This is a genomic window from Paenibacillus sp. LT-B23, assembly GCF_059417685.1.
In genome coordinates this window covers 53973-72463 of sequence record NZ_JBSQBM010000016.1, presented here as the reverse complement: position 1 = coordinate 72463, position 18491 = coordinate 53973, and the positions used below count along the sequence as shown (strand labels likewise).

Sequence of the window (18491 nt, the reverse complement as noted above, 5' to 3'; positions counted from 1 at the left end):
AAAGTACCTGAGCAATTAATAGGGAGCCAAGAGAAGAGTTAACCCTTCTATCCCCACTCCACTGACATGTTCTGGCTTGGTTTTTCCTTTTAGCGCGGGATTTACTGGCCTAGGATACAGAGCTTTTCTATTTAAAATCAACTCTACGAAGGCCCACTGGGCTTATTTGGATTAAATTTGTATTATCATCCATATTCAGATGTACCTTGATTGCAATATGCCATTCCTCCTCATTAACCGCGCGTATGCCAACGATAGCTGTGTGCGGTTCTTTTGTTGCTGTATAATGAGTTGAGTCTGTAAATATTCCCAAAGGAGCAAGACATGTCAAACCGTAAATGGACATTTATCCTTATCCCCGTCTTCCTGCCATTTGCCTGGCTGCTGTTTCAGTTCACTCTGTCTTCTCTTCAAATTCACCAATTTGCAGAACAATTGAAAACGGTTTCGCCAAAAGACAGAGTTTCGGATACAAAAGTGGTATTGATATCCCAGGAGTTGGACAATTATTACTGGCGGTCAATCGAACAAGGAGCCCGAAAGGAAGCGGAACAGTACGGTATGCGGCTCGATTATATCGGGCCGGACCGCATTAATCCGTCCGAGCAGATCAAACTGCTGGATAAAGCGATCGCCGCCAAGGCGGATGCAATTCTGGTTCAAGGGATAAATGATCCGGAGTATCGCCGATTAATCGACAAAGCGGCCGGATTTGGCATACCCGTCATCACGATCGATACGGATGAGCCGGACTCCCGAAGACTGGCTTACGTCGGAACGGATAATGAAGGAGCAGGAAAGCGGATGGGCGTGCTGTTGGCGAAAGCCTCCGGAGAGCGTGGCGACATTGGAGTTATGATCAGTAACGAGCGCGTCGAGAACCAGCGGCTCAGGCTTGCCGGCTTTCGTTCCGTGATCGGCCGCTATCCCGAGCTCCGCATTGTGGAGATTCGCTCCTCGGACATTTCGCGGCTTCAGGCAGCCCAGCAAGCTCAGAACATGCTCATCCAGTATCCGCAGATCCGCTACATGGTCGGATTCAGTGCGCTGGACGGCCCTGGCATTCTGGAAGCCTCGGAGCGGAACGGAGCGCGGAGCTTGCAGATTTTCGCTTTTGACGATATGGCCGATACGTTGGAAGCCATCAGAGATTGCAAAATCGAACTGACCATTGTTCAGCAGCCAGTGGAAATGGGGGCTAAGGCCATAAAACTGCTGAATGACTATTTAAAGGGGAATGATCCCCAGAAATTAACATACACCAGGGTATATGAAGTGCATGCGGACACTCCCGACAACATGGCCGGAGATGACGGACGATGACGATCAGAACGAAGCTGCTTCTGTTCATCCCCCTCCTAGTTGTGTTCGCCAATATCATCGCTTATTTTGTATTCCAAAGCGGAAAGGTCGTACAACAGAGCTACGATGAAATGCTTGGCCGAATTCTGCTCATTGAGCAAACCTCCGAATCGGCGGAGAGCAACTTAAAGCTCCTATACGCCTATCTGCTTAATCCGAGAGACGATAAGGCTGTGCAGGGCCCGACAGAACGCCAATTGATGCAGTTGAAAGGCAAAATTCAGGAAGTCTCCGACTCGGCCGCCCCTTCATTCGCCGAGGAGGACTACGTGAATCTGTTGGCCACATTTCTTGAACAGAAACAAGCCGCAGTTCTGGACGCCAATGCACAAGATCCTCAATCGGCTTTTGAACATTATATTGAAGCGGAGAAAACCGTCAGCTATATCCACGAGGAGGGACAGCGACTGGTCGATGCTGAACTGGCTTATTACCGGCCGATCATCGAGAACATCCGGAACAAGAATGAACGAATGAACGGATTGGGAGTGGCGTTGTTCGGCATGAACGCGCTGATGGGGGTTTTGCTTGCAATCTGGGTCTCGCGCAGCATTACCGGTCCTGTCGGCAGACTTGTCGCACTGGCGAAGCGAATCGCCACAGGCGATCTGAATATCGAGCCCCAACCGCGACGGGATGACGAACTAGGCGTACTGTCGGACGCCATTTCGCAAATGTCCACCGATTTGAGCATCCTCATCGAGAAGGATAAGCAGAGTCTGGAAATGCGGCGGCTTGTGAAGGAGCTGGAGCTTCTGGCCCTGCAAAATCAAATTAACCCGCATTTTTTGTTCAATACCCTAAATGTGCTCTCCAAGCTGGCGATCCTGGAAGGGGCAGAGAAGACCAGCGACCTGATCGTTTCGATGTCCAATCTGCTGCGGTACAGCCTACAGAAGCTGGACAAACCCGTAACTCTCCAGGAGGAGCTGTATCATATCCGCGAATACGTAACCATCCAGCAGGCGCGCTTCCGGGACAGAATTCGCTTTGATCTTCAATTTGACGCTTCCGTACTTCAGCAGCAAATTCCGGCCCTGACGATCCAGCCGTTGATTGAAAACGCTTTTCTTTATGGTGTGGCAGATATGGAAAACGGAGCCATTATCGCGTTGACGCTGTCGAGAGCGGGCGAGGATGTGCAAATTGTAATTTCGGACAATGGAAAGGGCATGGCAGAGGAAACCCGACTGTCCGTGCTCCGTCTTGAAGGCGGAGCCGAAAGCAGCAGTTCAACGGGACTTGGAATGCAAAACGTGTTTAAGCGGCTGCAGTTGTTTTACGGAAAGGAAGGAATGGTTGAAATCAGCAGCAATACCGGACAAGGTACTGCCATAACAATACGAATTCCAGTTAAGAAGGAGAGTGAGCGGACTGATGTATCGGTTGTTGATCGCGGATGACGAGGCCTTGGAGAGGGAAGGACTGGAATTGACAGTGGAACGGGCGATGCCGGGGGTATTCCGGTTTATTCATGCCGGCAACGGCCGCATGGCGATTGAATGCGCGGAAGAGCACCGTCCCCATATTACCATTCTGGATATCAATATGCCCGGAATTGACGGACTCGAAGCGCTTCGTGAATTAAAGGAGCGGCTTCCCGATACCCGATTCGTGCTCGTCACCGCCTATGATTATTTTGCCTATGCCCGGGAGGCGCTCTCTTTGGGCGTAAAAGAATATATTCTGAAGCCGGCGAAGCGAGAGTTAGTCATCGGTACACTGAAACGACTGATTGAAGAAATTGAGCGCGAGAAGCGGGCACGTATGGAGGAATTGGAGCTTAGGCACAAAATCTCGCAGCTGATGCCGCTCGCAGAAAATGAGCTGGCTTTAATGCTTATGGTCAACCAGACGGTGGATTCGAGCGCTTCCCAGCTGTCGGAATGGCTGGACTTTCCCCTTGATCAGGGAAGCGCCATCATTGCCGCCTTTGACGGATATACAGACGAGCAGGATAAAAAGAAAATTTACGATCATTTCCGAAGCTATGTAAAAACGCATGGCCCGAATTCCATTGTAAGCTCCTTGATCGACCATCATGTAGCCACTTTTTTACGAAAGCCGCCTGCCACCAGCGAAAACAGTTGGCGGCAGTTGGTTAAACACCTTGTCCAGCAGCTCTCCGAGCTTGCCCGGCAGCAACTTGGCATAAAGACAGCCATTGGAATCGGATCGCTGCATAGCGGCGAGGAAGGACTTCGTAAGTCCTATTTCGAAGCCGTTTTTGCCTCCACCCTACGCAACCGGAATGAGGGTTACTGCCACTTTGACGAACTGAAGTCGTCAGAGGCTGGTTTGCTTGCCGTCAAAGCGGAGAAAGGAATACTTCAGCAGACGTACGTCATGTCAGCACTGCAACGGATACGCGAACAGCGGGAGGTTCAAACACTGACTATGCTGGGCAGGGCGAAAATGTATATCGAGGAACGATTCAACGATGATCTTTCGCTGGAAGAAGTAGCTGATTTCGTCCATTTGAATCCCCACTATTTCAGCAAAATTTTCAAACAGGAATACGGAGAAACGTTCATCGACTTCGTAACCCGGCTGCGGATTGATAAAGCCATTTCTCTGATTAAGGCCGGCAACCTCGCTCTTAAAGAAATCAGCTTTGAAGTGGGTTATAAGGACCCAAACTATTTTAGCCGCGTCTTTAAGAAGATAACGGGCGTTCCTCCCACTGAGTTCAAAGGCCAAAAATAGTAGAGATTCATCCATGCCGACCATCGGCATGGATTTTTTTAAGCTCGAATGACAAGGTAATGCTAGGTTTACCCCCTCCGTCTCCAATTCGGGAATCAAAGCCAAAATCGTGCATGAAAAGGTCCGTTTATTGAAGACGATAACCGGCCTTTCTTTTATAAGCGCATGTTATACTTCTCCTCGAAGAACGGAATGAGGTTCCAGGAATCTGGAGGGGAGATGATAATATGGCAGTAATCATCAATAATGAAAGCGCTCAACAGAAAGCGCTTCAATCAGAAAAACCCAATATGCTTTTTGTGACGCTGGTATCCATCGTAGCTGCGCTTGGAGGCATCCTGTTCGGTTTTGATATCGCGGTTGTTTCGGGAGCAGTCGAATTCCTACAGCAGCGTTTTTCGCTGAGCGAATTTCAGGTTGGTTGGGCGGTGTCGAGTCTGATTGTCGGGAGTGTCACAGGAGCGGCTCTCTCCGGCTACATGAGTGAAAGGATCGGCAGAAAAAAGGTATTGCTGGCCGCCGGATTTTTATTCGTCGTCGGCTCGATCTGCTCTGCGCTTCAAGATACGTTCACCGGGTATGTTATCTTTCGCATGATCGGCGGCGTCGGCATAGGAATCACTTCCACCATTTGTCCGGTGTACAACGCGGAGATCGCTCCCGCCAAATACCGTGGCCGTTTGGTTGCTTTAAATCAGTTGGCGATCGTAACGGGCATTTTCCTGGTTTATTTTCAGAATTCTTGGATCGTCAGCCTGGGGGATGAAGCCTGGGGTGTCTCAACAGCCTGGCGCTGGATGTTCGGAGTGGGAGCCGTTCCGGGACTGATCTTTATGCTCTTGATGCTCTTCATACCCGAAAGCCCGAGATGGCTTATTAAACAGAATCGACCTTATGAAGCGCTGCCGATTCTGCTGAAAATTCACGGTGAAGAAGCCGCTAAACAGGAAGTGCTTGATATCAAGGACTCCTTCAAAAATGAGAACGACTCATTTAAACAATTGTTCGCTCCCGGTATTAGGGTCGCTCTCTTTATCGGTGTCATGCTCGCCATTATGCAGCATATTACCGGCATCAATGCCATTTTATATTACGCGCCGATTATCTTTAAAGGAATGGGACTCGGTACGGACGCCTCTTTGACCCAGACCATCTGGATCGGGTTGATCAATGTGCTGTTTACCATCGTATCCGTCTGGCTGATCGACAAAGCAGGACGAAAAGTCCTGCTGATGATCGGCACCTCGTTGATGACCCTCTGTCTGGTCATTATCGGAACCGTATTCAAAATGAATTTGACCACCGGACCGCTTGTGCTCATTATGATTTTGATTTACGTGGCCTCCTACGCTATATCACTTGGGCCGATCGTATGGGTTATGATCTCGGAGATCTTTCCGAACCGCATTCGCGGCAAAGCGGTCGCCATCGCTTCGATGGCATTATGGGCCGGCGATTATCTGGTGTCCCAGGCATTCCCTCCTCTGCTGAGTTCAGTCGGTCCGTCCAATACCTTTTGGACATTCGGAGCCATCTCGTTGTTCGTCGTAGTCTTTATATGGCGCAAGGTTCCTGAAACCAAGGGAAGATCACTTGAACAGATGGAAAATATGTGGCTCGGGAAATGACCTAACTTTAGCTCTCAAGAAGCCCGGACATATGTGAAAATGCTTTAAAACACAAGACCTCTGAAGTCATACCGACTTAAAATCGGCAATGGTTCAGAGGCTTCTTATTCTTATTTGTAATTTACCTGCCCGCTTCTCCTTAAATTATTTGAAATAATGAATGGGCTGTTTTTGATAAATATCATACGAACTGTCTTTCTTATTGTAAATTTATAACTATTATAAGACAAACAAGATATAAGACCTATTCTCATCTCATGCATAAAAAAACTATCATTTAGATTCTTTTTACTTAAAGTAGGCATCCATACTTGTGAAAACACGTCTTCATTTTCATAGAAATAAAGTTAATATGCCTATTTTCGAAATCAAAAAAAGCCCACCTTTTCGACCAGGCAAGCTCCACAAGAATATGAATAAATCATAAAACTTCCTATATATTCAGCCCCCTTCCTCCTCCGCATAGTTCCACACATGGCGTTCCACGGCAGAGCGGTATTCGACAGGCGTCTTGCCTGTGTGCTTTTTGAACAGCATATGAAAATACTGCCTGCTGCCCACGCCTACATAATCGGCAATTTCATGAATGGGAATGTCCGTTTGCTGAAGCAGCATTCGAGCCTTGTCCATCCGCAGCATCGTCAAATAGGCGGTGAGTGTTTGTCCGGTATGCTTTTTGAAAATGCGGTGCAAGTACCCCGGATGCAGATTCACCGCGGCTGCCATATCCTTGACCAGAATTTCCCGATCATAGTTAAGATGGAGAAATTCGATGCAACGTTTAATGTAGACATCCGTTTGCTGCGTGTTACTGCGTTCCATTTCCTCACGTAAACGCGCAATCCGCACGAGTAATTGCATAAACAGCAGCTCAGCCATTGCGCCCGGATGCTTTTTTCGCTGATCCAGCTCCAGCACGAGGCTTTTCAGCGTATAATACACCTCTTCCGGGTCAGACAGCACCAGATAAGGGAATGGACGCGACATGAAGGCTGTGACCTCATGCTCTTCCCCTGCCATTTGTCGGATAGACGGACCTACTTGCACCCCCTCCGTAAAACCGAACTCCACATTCAGCATCCGGCACGGTTGCTCACCTTCTACGACCAGTCGGTGCGACACACCCGCGTCGAGCATAATAAACTCGCCTTTACGCAGCGTGATGCTTTCTTCCGCATTTCCTCCCGTTTGTACATCCACCCTGCAAAAGCCGGAAATCATGTACATGATTTCTGTGGAGTTATGATCATGGTACGGCATGGTGTAATCGTGCCATTGCTTGTAATAGTACGCAAAAAAACGGGGAATATAGTCCCCGTCCCGTAACCGTTGCTCAAACAAACTTCCGTTCATCCCCGCACCTCCGCAAAATAGATAAGGCTAACACGGCAACGTATCCTGCAACCGCTCTATTTTCACAGTTTAACAGACAGAGCCATGTTATTCTATTTTGCTTCAACGGACTATCTGAAATCCGGTGGAATGCGCCGGGCCGTTCCTGTGACAATAGCCGCTTCAATCACCGACTTCCTCACCTCGGTAACGACCTGTTCGTTGAATATGCTCGGAATAATGTATTGCTCGTTTAATTCCCGTTCACTTACGACAGAAGCGATGGCTCGGGCGGCAGCTAATTTCATCGGCTCGTTGATGTGACGCGCCCGGCAATCGAGTGCCCCTCTGAAGATGCCCGGAAACACAAGCACATTATTGATTTGGTTGGGATAGTCGCTGCGACCCGTGGCAAATACACGAACATGCGGAATAGCTTGCTCAGGAGCAATCTCCGGCTGTGGATTAGCCATGGCAAAAACAATACTGTCCATCGCCATAGCCTTTACATCTGAGACATTCAGCAAATTGCCGCGTGATACTCCGATGAACACATCCGCATCCCGGATGACTTCCTGTAGGGTGCCTGACTGGGCCTCTACTTGCGGCTGATCCGCCAGCCACTGCCACATAGGGTAGGGATAGGTTCCACCTCGCACAATGGCTCCATCCCGATCTACCGGAACAAGTCGGCTCACCCCAGCGGCGAGCAGCATTTTGCATATCGACACGCCTGCGGCCCCTATTCCGTTTACAACGATCCGCACATTTTCGATTCGCTTCCCAACCACCTTCAGCGCATTCAGCAGCCCGGCAATCACAACCACAGCCGTTCCGTGCTGATCATCGTGAAAGACGGGAATATCCAATTCTTCCGCCAGGCGGGTTTCGACCTCGAAGCAGCGCGGAGAACTGATGTCCTCTAAATTAATCCCCCCAAAAATTGGGCTGATCGCCTTAATCGTGCGAATGATTTCCTCCGTATCCTTTGTATCCAGACAAATGGGAAATGCATCGACTCCGGCAAGCTGTTTGAACAGCATCGCTTTGCCTTCCATCACAGGTGCAGCCGCATGCGGGCCAATATCGCCAAGCCCCAGCACTGCGGTACCATCAGTTACAACCGCGACCGTATTTCGTTTGATGGTGAGAGAGTACGCTTTTTTAGGATTCTCATGAATGGATGTGCACACCCGGGCCACCCCTGGAGTATACACCCGCGACAGATCATCCCGATTTTTGATCGGCAAATTAGGCTGTACGGATATTTTACCCCCTAGGTGCGCGAGAAACGTGCGGTCAGAAACGTTAATCAGCTGAATGCCTGCTAACGACTTGAGTGATTCGATGAGCGGAGCCTCTGCTATTTCAGCCACATGGACGGTGATGTCCCGAACAGACGAATCCTGTCCGGGACGAATAACATCAATGGAAGTAATGTCTCCCCCTGCTCGGCTGATGGTTGATGCGACCTCACCGAAGTTTACTTTGGAGTGAACGAGCTCCAATCGAAGAATCAGACTATTAAAGGCCACGATACATCCGCTCCTATTCTATTCATAGCACGTGTGCGGCACAAAGGCAGACACGTGTATTGTTTGTGTCCAGGTTCCCCTGTCTTTACATGTTACCGCTTTCATAAAAGTGTTGGGAAGCTTTTGTCCATATTGTTACTTATGGTCATTTTGGTCACGCAGCAGCTCATACCGATTAACGGGACGACCGACCCCGCCGTAATGCACAACCAGGCGCACGATCCCTCTTTTCTCCAGATAATCCAGGTATCTTCTTGCCGTTACACGGGCAATCCCTACTCCCTCCGCGGTTTCTTCCGCAGACAGCTTGCCGCCATGCTGCTCCATGACCGCAAGTACCTGCTTCAAGGTAGCAGCATTCAAGCCCTTGGGCAGCTCATCGTAAAACATTGCCCATTCCTCGTATACTGGAGCCGGGATTACCGCATCCTTAGCAGCTTCTCCTTTTTGTATAATGAGATCCAGCTCTTCCTGTGTTCCCACTTCCTTCGCCCATAATCCAGCCTGCTGCACCCGGTAACACTCCAGCGTATGGTGGATACGCTCTACCTTAAAAGGTTTAATGATATAATCGAATGCTCCGTTTCGCATCATTTCGCGGATCGTCTCCGTATCCTTCGCGGCGGTCACGACAACTACATCTACAGGCAATGCCAGGGAACGGATGCGCTGCAAAGTCGTAATCCCATCCAGCGACGGCATGAATACGTCAAGAAAAATCAGATCAGGCTGTAGCTCCTCGATCAGTTCCAGCCCCCGAAGCCCGTTGGAGGCCAGACCTACGACCTGAAACCCGTCAACCTGTTCGATAAACAGCCGATTCACCTCTTGTACCATCGGATCATCCTCGACCAGCAGCACACGAAAAAGTGATTTTATAGGTTTACTCATCGTCGCTCCTTCCCCCTCTCTCCCTCAACGGAAATAGAATCTCTATCGAAGTTCCCAAGCCAAGTGAAGATTCGCATGTCAGGCGGCCGTCCCCCTTGGTGACAATCCCGCTTAGTAAATGCAGCCCCATGCCGCGGCCTTCTCCGTCCTTGGTCGTAAATCCACGTTCAAGCATGCGTTTCTTCGTTGTCTCCGACATTCCACAGCCATTATCTTCGACCAATATGGACATATATTCGTCATCCTGCTGGATGCTGACATAAATCTCTTTGGAGCCGGCTTCTGTATCCGCCAGTGCATCAAAGGCATTCTCAATTAAATTTCCGAGTAACAGAACGAAATCATGGCGGTCAATCAGCCGGGGAAAATGACTCATTTTGCTGGCAGGATCAATCCTGATATCAATCCCGAGCTCTTTACCACGGCTAATTTTACCCAATAGCAGTCCTGCAACTCCGTCATCATCAAAATTCCGTTGAAGGAAGCGCGTGATCTCCTCCTGTTGCTCGGTCACCTCAAACAGATAGCTCAACGCCTCGTTCTGCTGCCCAAGCTGGAGCAAGCCGGCGACGGTATGCATCTTGTTCATATGCTCATGATTTTGTGCACGAAGCGCATGAACAAACTCTTTGACACCTGTGAGCTCCTCGGCCATTCTGGTCACCTCGGTCTTGTCCTGAAATATGGAGATTGCCCCCATAGTAACTCCCTGTTCACGAATGGGAATTCGGTTGCTCCAAATAATCGTTCCGCCAATTTTGAGCTCCTGGCTTAGTATTGCAACCCCCGATTCCAGCACTTCCGGCAAACGGGTATCCGGGATGACCTCACGGATCGGCAATCCCGCTACATCACGGTGCACATCGAAAATTTGTTTGGCTCGTTCGTTGAAAATCGTAATGATGCAGTTGCGGTCTATGGCAATAACGCCCTCGTGCATCGCCTGAAAGGCTGCGCTTCGCTCACGAAACATTCTCGCAATCTCCTGCGGCTCCAGGTTGAACATCTGGAGCTTAATATGACGGGCCAGCAATGCGGAGCCAATCACACCAAACATCAGCGACAGCAACGAAGTCATAACGATAGATTGTTTCTCCTGACGGATAATCTCCGTCACGCTTGGCAGCAGGCCGCCCGCCACGACGACGCCCACCTGCTCCGAGGAAGCATTCATAATCGGCACAAAGGAACGCAAGCCGATGCCCGCCTCGCTGCGCACTTTGGAGACATACGTATGTTCAGCAAATGCGGCATCATCATCCTGAGCCTGAAACGTTCCGCCGATTCGCTCCGAAAGAGGATGAGACAACCGTTTGCGGTTCATATCGAGCACGACGATATAAGCCGCATCGTTTAATATCCGAATTTTGTCCGCCATAGGTGCAATCACGGCAGAAGCATTCGGGTCGTCTATTCTTTCCACTACATCCGGCAGGTTCGCAACCGTCTGAGCTGTAATCGCAAGCCGCTGTTTGAGTTCTTCTTCCTTGAGCCGGGTGGCGCTGCCGAACAGAAAAAGACCGCCAATCAAAAGAGAAAAAAGAACGACTCCAAATGAAAGTATCATTATTTTCCAATATATGCGAAGTCTGTTCATCCTCTTCACCTTCCCTTTAAACCGTTTACCTTTGAATATCATTGTGGAATAATGGGTCTAAAATAGCAACAGATGGGAGGTTACTTTGTGAAAAGAGCTGCTGGATTTGGTGTTTTGCTCGTACTGGGTATCCTAACAGCTTATGTAATCGGTTTTCAAAAAAATTTTGGTGAAGAGCTCCCTTATGATAATGAATTTACCGGTCTTAAAGATCGTATCGTGATCAAATTTAGCCATGTAGTAGCCGAAAACTCGCCCAAAGGGCTGGCCGCCGCTTATTTTGCACAGCGGGTTAAAGAAAAATCCAACGATCGGATTGAGATTCAAGTGATTCCCAATGGAATGCGCTATTCAGAAACCACAGAAGTTGCTGCACTTCAACGAGGAGAAATCCAGATGATAGCTCCTTCGTTTTCCAATTTGAATGCGATTGATTCGGCCTGGCTAGTGATGGATCTTCCGTTTGCCTTTGAGAATCAGGCTGAAGTCGATCAGGCACTGAACGGAGAATTGGGCAAGCGGTTATCGCAAACACTTGAACCCTATGGAATGAAAGGCGTCGCCTTCTGGTCGAACGGCTTTCGACAAATCACTAACAATGCCCATCCCATTAGACAGCCCGCAGACTTTACAGGCTTGAAATTCCGTATCCAGCCAAGCCAGGTGTTGAACCGTCAGTTTGAAGCGTTGGGTGCATCGACCATCAGCACTCCTTTTAATGAAATATATCACAGTCTGGAGACGGGCACGGCAGACGGGCAGGAGAACACAATATCCAATATTCTTACCAAACGGTTTTACCAAGTGCAACGCTATATGACCATCAGCAACCACAGCTATCTGGGTTATGCCGTCGTATTTAACAAATCCTATTGGGATCGCCTCCCAAGTGACGCTAAGCTGGTGCTGCAGGAGGCACTTGAGGAAACGACGCGTTGGAACAAACGGGAAACAGACGAAAATGCGAATCGCCTTCGCCAGTTGCAGCAGACCGGAGACATTAAAATTACCCACCTGTCCGAGGGTGAGCGTAAGCTTTGGAGGGAAAAACTGCGCGGGCTCTATCAGGAGTTCACTCCCATCATCGGGTCGGACCTGATGGATATGATTCAAGGACCATAAAGACCAAAAAGAACGTTATGACCGTATTCTTGTTTGCCAAGAACGCAGCTTTTACACTGGGGATACAAAAATAAAGCGTTTTCAAAAACCAAAAGAAAGCGAGAGCGTATCCCTATGAAACTGAGAATTAATTTTAAAAACTTGACGGTTCAGGTCGTTATCGCTATTGTGCTGGGTATTCTTTTAGGTCACTTTTTTCCTGCAACAGGCGAAAAGCTCAAAATACTCGGAGACGCCTTTATCAAGCTCATTAAGATGGTCATCGCACCCATTGTATTTTTTACAGTTGTACACGGGATTGCCAGCATGGGGGACATGAAGAAGGTCGGTCGCATCGGCGGAAAGGCCCTTCTCTATTTTGAAATCGTTACCACGATTGCGCTGGCGATTGGGCTAATCGTTGTTAACCTGGTAAGACCGGGAGCTGGCATTGATGTGAGCAAAGCAACTGGAGACGTATCTCAATATGCTCAAAAAGCAGCGGAAACAAGTCACGGGGTAGTTGATTTCATCGTCGGCATTATTCCTGAAAATGTAGTGAGCGCTATGGCAGGCGGAGAATTGCTGCCTATCCTGTTCTTTGCCATCCTCTTCGGGCTGTCACTGACGGCCATGGGGGAGCAAGCCAAACCCGTCATTGTCCTGTTCGACAAGTTGTCGCACGCCTTCTTTGGCATCGTCAATATGGTCATGAAATTGTCCCCAATCGCCGCATTTGGTGCCATGTCATACACCATTGGTAAATTCGGCATTGGGTCGTTAACCTCTCTGGGTAAGCTGATGGGTTCCGTTTACCTGACTATGGCCTTATTCGTTATCATTGTGCTCGGTCTGATTGCTCGCATGTACGGGTTCAGCATTTTCAAGTTTATCGCTTATATCAAAGAAGAAATTTTACTTGTACTCGGTACTTCATCCTCCGAGTCTGCCCTGCCACGTATGATGGACAAAATGGAGAAATACGGCTGTTCCAAATCGGTGGTTGGCCTGGTCATTCCAACGGGCTATTCGTTTAACCTGGATGGTACGGCGATCTATTTGTCCATGGCCGCCATATTCGTGGCTCAGGCCTCCGGCGTCGACATGACCATATGGCAGCAGTTGACACTGCTCGGTATTCTCATGCTGACCTCGAAGGGAGCCGCAGGCGTCACTGGTTCCGGTTTTATTACACTGGCAGCCACGTTGGCGGCATTCCCTTCGATCCCGCTGGCCGGGATGGCGCTGCTGCTTGGCGTTGACCGCTTTATGTCAGAAGCACGCGCCATCACCAATCTGATCGGTAACGGGGTCGCTACTGTCATCGTCGCCAAATCGGAAAAGGAATTTCATCCCGACAGACAGGCGGAGATGGCTTCAGCATCGGCTGAGCTTGAAACTAGCCCTTTACACAGCCCGATTACTAAATCCGTATAGTTAATTATAGTTAATGCATGCTTTATGATAGAGCCGGTTTACGGCTCTTTTTTACGTTTCAACGGGACAAGGTTTTAACAGAGGAAGGGATAAAATGTGGTTTCATTATACCGCTCCTTCTTGATTTACACATTGGGCTCCCGTTTTGCAAACTCTTGTAACATACCTCTTATTTGTTCTACTAATAAAGCAGGCGCTTTCTTTGGTGAGCCCGTGTCAAACGGAGGCTGAGGATCGTATTCCAAAATCAATTGGACTCCTTTACTCATATCTTCTCCCAATTCCCATGCTATTAGTTGGAGGGCCATATCAATACCAGAGGAGACACCGGCTGCTGTAACGATTTTGCCCTGACGAACTACTCTCTCATCTGTTGGAATGGTTCCAAGAGATTGGAGCAGGTCTAAGGATCCCCAATGACTGGTGGCTACGGTTCCATTTAACAAGCCTGCAGCGCTCAAAATCAGAGAGCCGTTACAAACCGACGTGGTCCATTTCGTAGTTTCATGTATTTGGCGAATCCAATTTAACGTTTCTTCGTCATTCATTGGAGTTTTATAATTTGGCGGACTACAACCTGGAACTACAAGAATATCAGCTGAAGTAACTTCAGAAAAACTGTAATCGGCATGCAAATAACCCATATTTGAGTCCAGCTTGATTAACCCTTTTTTCCTAGCAACAAACTTCACTTCACATTTCAGTGTAGCAGCAAATACATCGTATGGACCAATTGCATCTAATGCAGTGATTCCATCGAAAAGCATGATTGCGATTTTCATGATGATCTCTCCTTTGAAGTGGGATTCTATTCTTACACACCAATACTAACATACCTATACGGGGTATGGGTATATAAAATGTTGTGAAAACACTGCTCGGCTTTCTTCATGGACGATATCGCCCACAACCAGAACAATGACCTTTTGAAGTAATAATACGCCTTATCAGTGTATAACCCTCTGCCCTCGATCCGAGGTACCTTAATTTCAAACACCTCTTGTCACAAATATGGATTGACAAATGCCCATGCAAACCTTTAATAGTACGTACCTGTAAAAGAGGCTTACTTAAAAAGGGCTACCCCGGGGTAGCCCTTTTTTATCATCATAAAGCTTCAACATCACGCCTGCAAATCTGTTTATCCAGCTTTTTCAACTGACCATAATATATATCGCTGTAAAAGCCTTTATGGGTCAGCAGCTCATCATGAGAACCCTGCTCCTCCAGATGGCCATCCTTCAAGACCAGAATCCGGTCAGCCTGACGAATGGTATTCAGCCGATGCGCGATGACAAAGCTTGTTCGCCCCTGCATAAGCCGTTCCAGTCCTTCTTGTATTTTCATCTCGGTAATCGTGTCGATGCTGCTGGTTGCCTCGTCGAGTACGAGAATCGAAGGGTTGGCCAAAATAGCGCGAGCGATAGCCAGCAGCTGCTTTTGCCCTTTACTGATGCCGCTGCCATTAGCCTCCAGCACCTTATCGTATCCGTCCTTCATCCGCATGATAAAGGAGTGGGCGTTCGCCAGCTTCGATGCTTCCTCTATCTCTTCATCGGTGGCATCCAGTCTGCCGAAGCGGATATTTTCGCGGATTGTTCCTTGGAACAGAAAGGAATCCTGTAGCACAAACGCCATGCGGGAGCGCAAGCTTTCACGCTGTATGGTGGTAATGTCTCGTCCATCTAACGTGATCATTCCCTCGTCGGGACTGTAAAAACGGGATATCAACTGGATCAGCGTTGTTTTTCCAGCCCCGGTCGGACCAACCAGTGCGATCATCTCACCCGGCTTGGCTTCAAAAGAGATGCCTTTCAGCGTAGCACTCTCCTCATCATAGCCGAAGGAAACATCGGTAAACCGCACAGCCCCCTCGACATGCTCCAGCTCTACCGCGCCGTGCTCGTCCTTGGACTCTTCATCCTCATCCAATATTTCGAATACACGCTCAGCTCCGGCAATAGCGGACAGCAGTGTGTTCCACTGGTTAGCCAGATCGTTCAGCGGTCTGGTGAACTGGCGGGCATACTCTACGAATACGATAATCGTACCTATGGTAATCGAGCCGTGAATCGCCAAAATTCCGCCGATCCCCGCTACCATGGCAAAGCTGAGATTATTCAGCCCGTTCATCAGCTTTGGAATAAAACCGGAAATCGTTTGTGCCCAGAAGCCCGACAGACGGATACGGTCATTACGTTCGCCAAAGCCGCGAATAACCCTCTTTTCCTGCGAAAATGCTTTGATAATCTGCTGCCCGGATAACGTTTCCTCGATGTATCCGTTCAGTTCGCCCAAGTTCTTCTGCCGTTCCTTGTATAATGGACCCGTGCGGCGCGTAATCCAGCGCATCCCGACTGCCATGAGCGGCACCACGATAAAGGTCAGCAGTGTCATCAGCGGGCTTAACCACAGCATGACTGCGAGTGTACCCACCAGCGTCAATATGCTCGAAAAAATCTGAATGGCCGAGCTATTCAGTGTAGAGCTGACATTTTCGATATCATTCGTCAGTCGACTCATGATCTCTCCCTGCTGACGTTTGCCGTAGAAAGGAATTGGTAGCCGATGCAAATGTGAAAACAGGTCGAAACGCATCCGGTACACGGTCTCTTGGGCGATTTCGATCATCCAGATATTTTGCAGCCAGGAGGTCAGCGAATTAAGCAAGTACACAGCCCCCAGCCCAATGAGAAAATAAATCCACGTGCGTCCGCCCGGACCTTCCAGAAAATCGTCCACTGCAACGCCGACCAAATACGGACCCAGCAGAGCCAGTACTGAACTGAGCAGTACCATGAACAGCACCAGCATCAGCTTGGCCTTGCGGCGGGCCAAATACTCCCATATCCTGCCCAGCGTGCCGGACCAGTTCTTGGCCTTGGCCTTGCGGCGTCCCTCTGCTCCTGCCGGGTTCCTCAGCACACCGGACGGCGGTGTAGGCTGACGGAACGGATCAATGAGTTCCTTGAACATGCGACTCCTCCTCACCGTATTGTGATTCATAGATGCGTCGATACAGCTCTGAACTGTCCATTAAATGCTCATGACTTCCACTCGCGATCAGACGGCCTTCATCCAGCAGTAAAATCTGATTTGCCGATGCGGTCGAGCTGATCTTCTGCGTAATGAGAAATGTCGTGCAGGACAAGCCTTCCAGCGCCTCCAGCAAAGCCGCTTCTGTCCGCACATCCAGCGCACTGGTGCTATCATCCAAAATAAGCACCGCCGGATGGCGCACCAGCGCGCGGGCAATAGATAGCCGCTGCTTCTGTCCACCGGACAGATTGACGCCGCGCTGACCCAGCATCGTGTCATAGCCTTGCGGCAAGCGCTCAATCATATCGTGAATTTGCGCCATACGAGCCGCTTCCTGAATCTGCTCCAGACTGGCATTCTCTAGCCCCCAAGCGATATTTTCCCGAATCGAGCCTGTGAACAGCAGCACCTCCTGCGGCACATACCCAATGGCCTCACGCAGTATGGAAGCGTCCAGTTCCAGCGCGTCCTGGCCGTCAAAACGCACATGGCCCTCATCTTCTTCATACAAGCGCGTAATGAGCTGCACAAGTGAGGATTTACCCGACCCAGTGGCCCCCATAATAGCGATACGCTCACCCGGTCGAGCCATAAAGGAAATATCCTTTAGCACCGCGAGATCGCTGCCCGGATAATGAAAGCTCACCCGATCCAGTTCCACCTTTCCCTCAATTCGCGTGTTATGTATCGGAATAGACTCCCGTTCTCTGTGGTCTTCATTATGTGTTTCTAATACCTCACGAATCCGCGCTGTGGAAGCGGTCGCCCGGGAAAACACAACAACAATCCCCGACAAGGCAGATAAGGCTCCAATCGTCCGCAATGAATAATTGACGACAGCGACCACCTGTCCCACACTGGCATCCCCTGTCGCAATCTGACCCCGTCCGAACCAAAGCACGGCGATAATCCCTGCATTCATCGTAAACAAAATGAACGGCATCGTCGTTTCTGTCCAGCGCAAAGCGGAAACCGTCCCTTTCATCAATTCGCCCCCATAGTAGGCAAAACGCTCGATTTCATGCCGCATCCGCACAAAAACCCGAATGAGCCGGATACCTGTCAGGTTCTCCTGAATCACCCCGTTAACGTCATCCAAACGACGCTGGACGCCCTTAAACAAAGTGACGGTTCGCCGCATCATCACCAGCACAAACACGAAAAGCACCGGGGCCATAACCGCCAGCAATAGTCCAAGTCTGAAATGCACGACCAGCGCCATCACGATGCTGCCAATCACCACCAGCGGCACTCGTGTCATAAACCGCAAGCTCATAAACACCGTATCCTGCACCTGTGTAACGTCCCCCGTCAAACGCGTAATCAGCGATGAGGTAGCAAAACGTTTAAACACCGGATAGGAAAAGGATTGTACCTTATGATACAGCTTCTCCCGCAAATCATAACCAAAGCCCTGACTGGCATGAGAAGCAAAAAAAGAACTGGAAATCCCCGCTATAAAAGCAATAACGGCGCTTCCCACCAGCACACCGCCCCATAACCAGACGACGGACAAATCCTGCTGCCGGATGCCCTCATCAATAATTTTGGAGATCAGATACGGTTGCGACAATTCCACCGTCAGCTCCAGCATCATCATCACGAGGGCCGCGATGGCCGGAACCCGATATTTTTTTAGAAAAGAGAACATCATCCCCACAAGCATTCCTCCAATTGCTTGACAGCCGTCCTTCCAGATCAGCGTGTGATCGTCATATGTATTTAACCTGCCCTATTACAATATATACACACTTTATACAGCACTATATTTTATTATACCCTTCTGAACGCCCTCCTTCTAACTAATAAATTAAAGATTCCTGCTACTACAATTAAAAATATGCAAAAAAAGAGAGTCCGTAA

The 18491-nt window shown here is 49.3% G+C and carries 13 protein-coding genes; 6 read left to right on the top strand and 7 right to left on the bottom strand.

Going from position 1 to position 18491, the window contains the following annotated elements; translation table 11 throughout:
• Positions 1-324 precede the first annotated feature (324 nt).
• The 4 genes from ACWXW9_RS19665 to ACWXW9_RS19650 all read left to right on the top strand — a co-directional run bounded on the left by ACWXW9_RS19665 (position 325) and on the right by ACWXW9_RS19650 (position 5696).
• Entirely contained in the window at positions 325-1323 is a 999-nt protein-coding gene (locus ACWXW9_RS19665) for a substrate-binding domain-containing protein (RefSeq protein WP_494930785.1), read from the top strand.
• Entirely contained in the window at positions 1320-2765 is a 1446-nt protein-coding gene (locus tag ACWXW9_RS19660; RefSeq protein ID WP_494930784.1) for a sensor histidine kinase, read from the top strand. Before ACWXW9_RS19665 ends, ACWXW9_RS19660 begins: the two co-directional genes overlap by 4 nt.
• Positions 2740-4068, top strand: a complete 1329-nt coding sequence (locus ACWXW9_RS19655) for an AraC family transcriptional regulator (protein WP_494930783.1) — start codon at positions 2740-2742, stop codon at positions 4066-4068. The genes ACWXW9_RS19660 and ACWXW9_RS19655 overlap by 26 nt, the downstream gene beginning before the upstream one ends.
• Before the next feature lie 227 nt (positions 4069-4295).
• Complete coding sequence (locus ACWXW9_RS19650; protein ID WP_494930782.1) at positions 4296-5696, top strand: sugar porter family MFS transporter; 1401 nt, start codon at positions 4296-4298, stop codon at positions 5694-5696.
• 441 nt (positions 5697-6137) lie between these two features.
• On the opposite strand, the gene ACWXW9_RS19645 is transcribed toward ACWXW9_RS19650, so the two are convergent.
• The 4 genes from ACWXW9_RS19645 to ACWXW9_RS19630 form a co-directional block, all read right to left on the bottom strand.
• Complete coding sequence (locus ACWXW9_RS19645; RefSeq protein ID WP_494930781.1) at positions 6138-7049, bottom strand: AraC family transcriptional regulator; 912 nt, start codon at positions 7047-7049, stop codon at positions 6138-6140.
• A 110-nt stretch (positions 7050-7159) separates the two neighbouring features.
• Positions 7160-8563, bottom strand: coding sequence for an NAD-dependent malic enzyme (locus ACWXW9_RS19640; protein ID WP_494930780.1), 1404 nt, complete (start codon positions 8561-8563; stop codon positions 7160-7162).
• A 135-nt stretch (positions 8564-8698) separates the two neighbouring features.
• Positions 8699-9454 (bottom strand): response regulator, encoded by a 756-nt coding sequence (locus ACWXW9_RS19635; RefSeq protein WP_494930779.1) that lies wholly within the window; start codon positions 9452-9454, stop codon positions 8699-8701.
• The gene (locus ACWXW9_RS19630) at positions 9447-11051 is read right to left on the bottom strand and encodes an ATP-binding protein (protein WP_494930778.1); all 1605 of its coding nucleotides are present in this window, start codon (positions 11049-11051) and stop codon (positions 9447-9449) included. Before ACWXW9_RS19630 ends, ACWXW9_RS19635 begins: the two co-directional genes overlap by 8 nt.
• An 87-nt stretch (positions 11052-11138) precedes the next feature.
• Here ACWXW9_RS19630 and ACWXW9_RS19625 point away from each other — a divergent pair, with 87 nt between their 5' ends.
• Complete coding sequence (locus ACWXW9_RS19625) at positions 11139-12173, top strand: DctP family TRAP transporter solute-binding subunit (protein ID WP_494930777.1); 1035 nt, start codon at positions 11139-11141, stop codon at positions 12171-12173.
• A gap of 114 nt (positions 12174-12287) precedes the next feature.
• A complete protein-coding gene (locus ACWXW9_RS19620; RefSeq protein ID WP_494930776.1) occupies positions 12288-13589 on the top strand; it encodes a dicarboxylate/amino acid:cation symporter in 1302 nt (433 codons plus the stop codon).
• A 125-nt stretch (positions 13590-13714) separates the two neighbouring features.
• On the opposite strand, the gene ACWXW9_RS19615 is transcribed toward ACWXW9_RS19620, so the two are convergent.
• From ACWXW9_RS19615 to ACWXW9_RS19605, 3 genes are all read right to left on the bottom strand, one after another.
• Positions 13715-14371, bottom strand: coding sequence for a DJ-1/PfpI family protein (locus tag ACWXW9_RS19615; RefSeq protein ID WP_404520420.1), 657 nt, complete (start codon positions 14369-14371; stop codon positions 13715-13717).
• Between the two features lie 325 nt (positions 14372-14696).
• Positions 14697-16565: an ABC transporter ATP-binding protein gene (locus tag ACWXW9_RS19610; protein ID WP_494930775.1), complete on the bottom strand. Its 1869-nt coding sequence runs from the start codon at positions 16563-16565 to the stop codon at positions 14697-14699.
• On the bottom strand, positions 16546-18282 hold the full coding sequence (locus ACWXW9_RS19605) for an ABC transporter ATP-binding protein (protein ID WP_494930844.1): 1737 nt from the start codon (positions 18280-18282) through the stop codon (positions 16546-16548). The genes ACWXW9_RS19610 and ACWXW9_RS19605 overlap by 20 nt, the downstream gene beginning before the upstream one ends.
• Positions 18283-18491 lie beyond the last annotated feature (209 nt).

Excerpts from the sequence above, each read along its gene's own strand:
- ACWXW9_RS19665 (WP_494930785.1), top strand. The coding sequence starts at position 325 with ATGTCAAACCGTAAATGGACATTTATCCTTATCCCCGTCTTCCTGCCA.
- ACWXW9_RS19660 (WP_494930784.1), top strand. The coding sequence starts at position 1,320 with ATGACGATCAGAACGAAGCTGCTTCTGTTCATCCCCCTCCTAGTTGTG.
- ACWXW9_RS19655 (WP_494930783.1), top strand. The coding sequence starts at position 2,740 with ATGTATCGGTTGTTGATCGCGGATGACGAGGCCTTGGAGAGGGAAGGA.
- ACWXW9_RS19650 (WP_494930782.1), top strand. The coding sequence starts at position 4,296 with ATGGCAGTAATCATCAATAATGAAAGCGCTCAACAGAAAGCGCTTCAA.
- ACWXW9_RS19645 (WP_494930781.1), bottom strand. The coding sequence starts at position 7,049 with ATGAACGGAAGTTTGTTTGAGCAACGGTTACGGGACGGGGACTATATT.
- ACWXW9_RS19635 (WP_494930779.1), bottom strand. The coding sequence starts at position 9,454 with ATGAGTAAACCTATAAAATCACTTTTTCGTGTGCTGCTGGTCGAGGAT.
- ACWXW9_RS19630 (WP_494930778.1), bottom strand. The coding sequence starts at position 11,051 with ATGAACAGACTTCGCATATATTGGAAAATAATGATACTTTCATTTGGA.
- ACWXW9_RS19620 (WP_494930776.1), top strand. The coding sequence starts at position 12,288 with ATGAAACTGAGAATTAATTTTAAAAACTTGACGGTTCAGGTCGTTATC.
- ACWXW9_RS19615 (WP_404520420.1), bottom strand. The coding sequence starts at position 14,371 with ATGAAAATCGCAATCATGCTTTTCGATGGAATCACTGCATTAGATGCA.
- ACWXW9_RS19610 (WP_494930775.1), bottom strand. The coding sequence starts at position 16,565 with ATGTTCAAGGAACTCATTGATCCGTTCCGTCAGCCTACACCGCCGTCC.
- ACWXW9_RS19605 (WP_494930844.1), bottom strand. The coding sequence starts at position 18,282 with ATGATGTTCTCTTTTCTAAAAAAATATCGGGTTCCGGCCATCGCGGCC.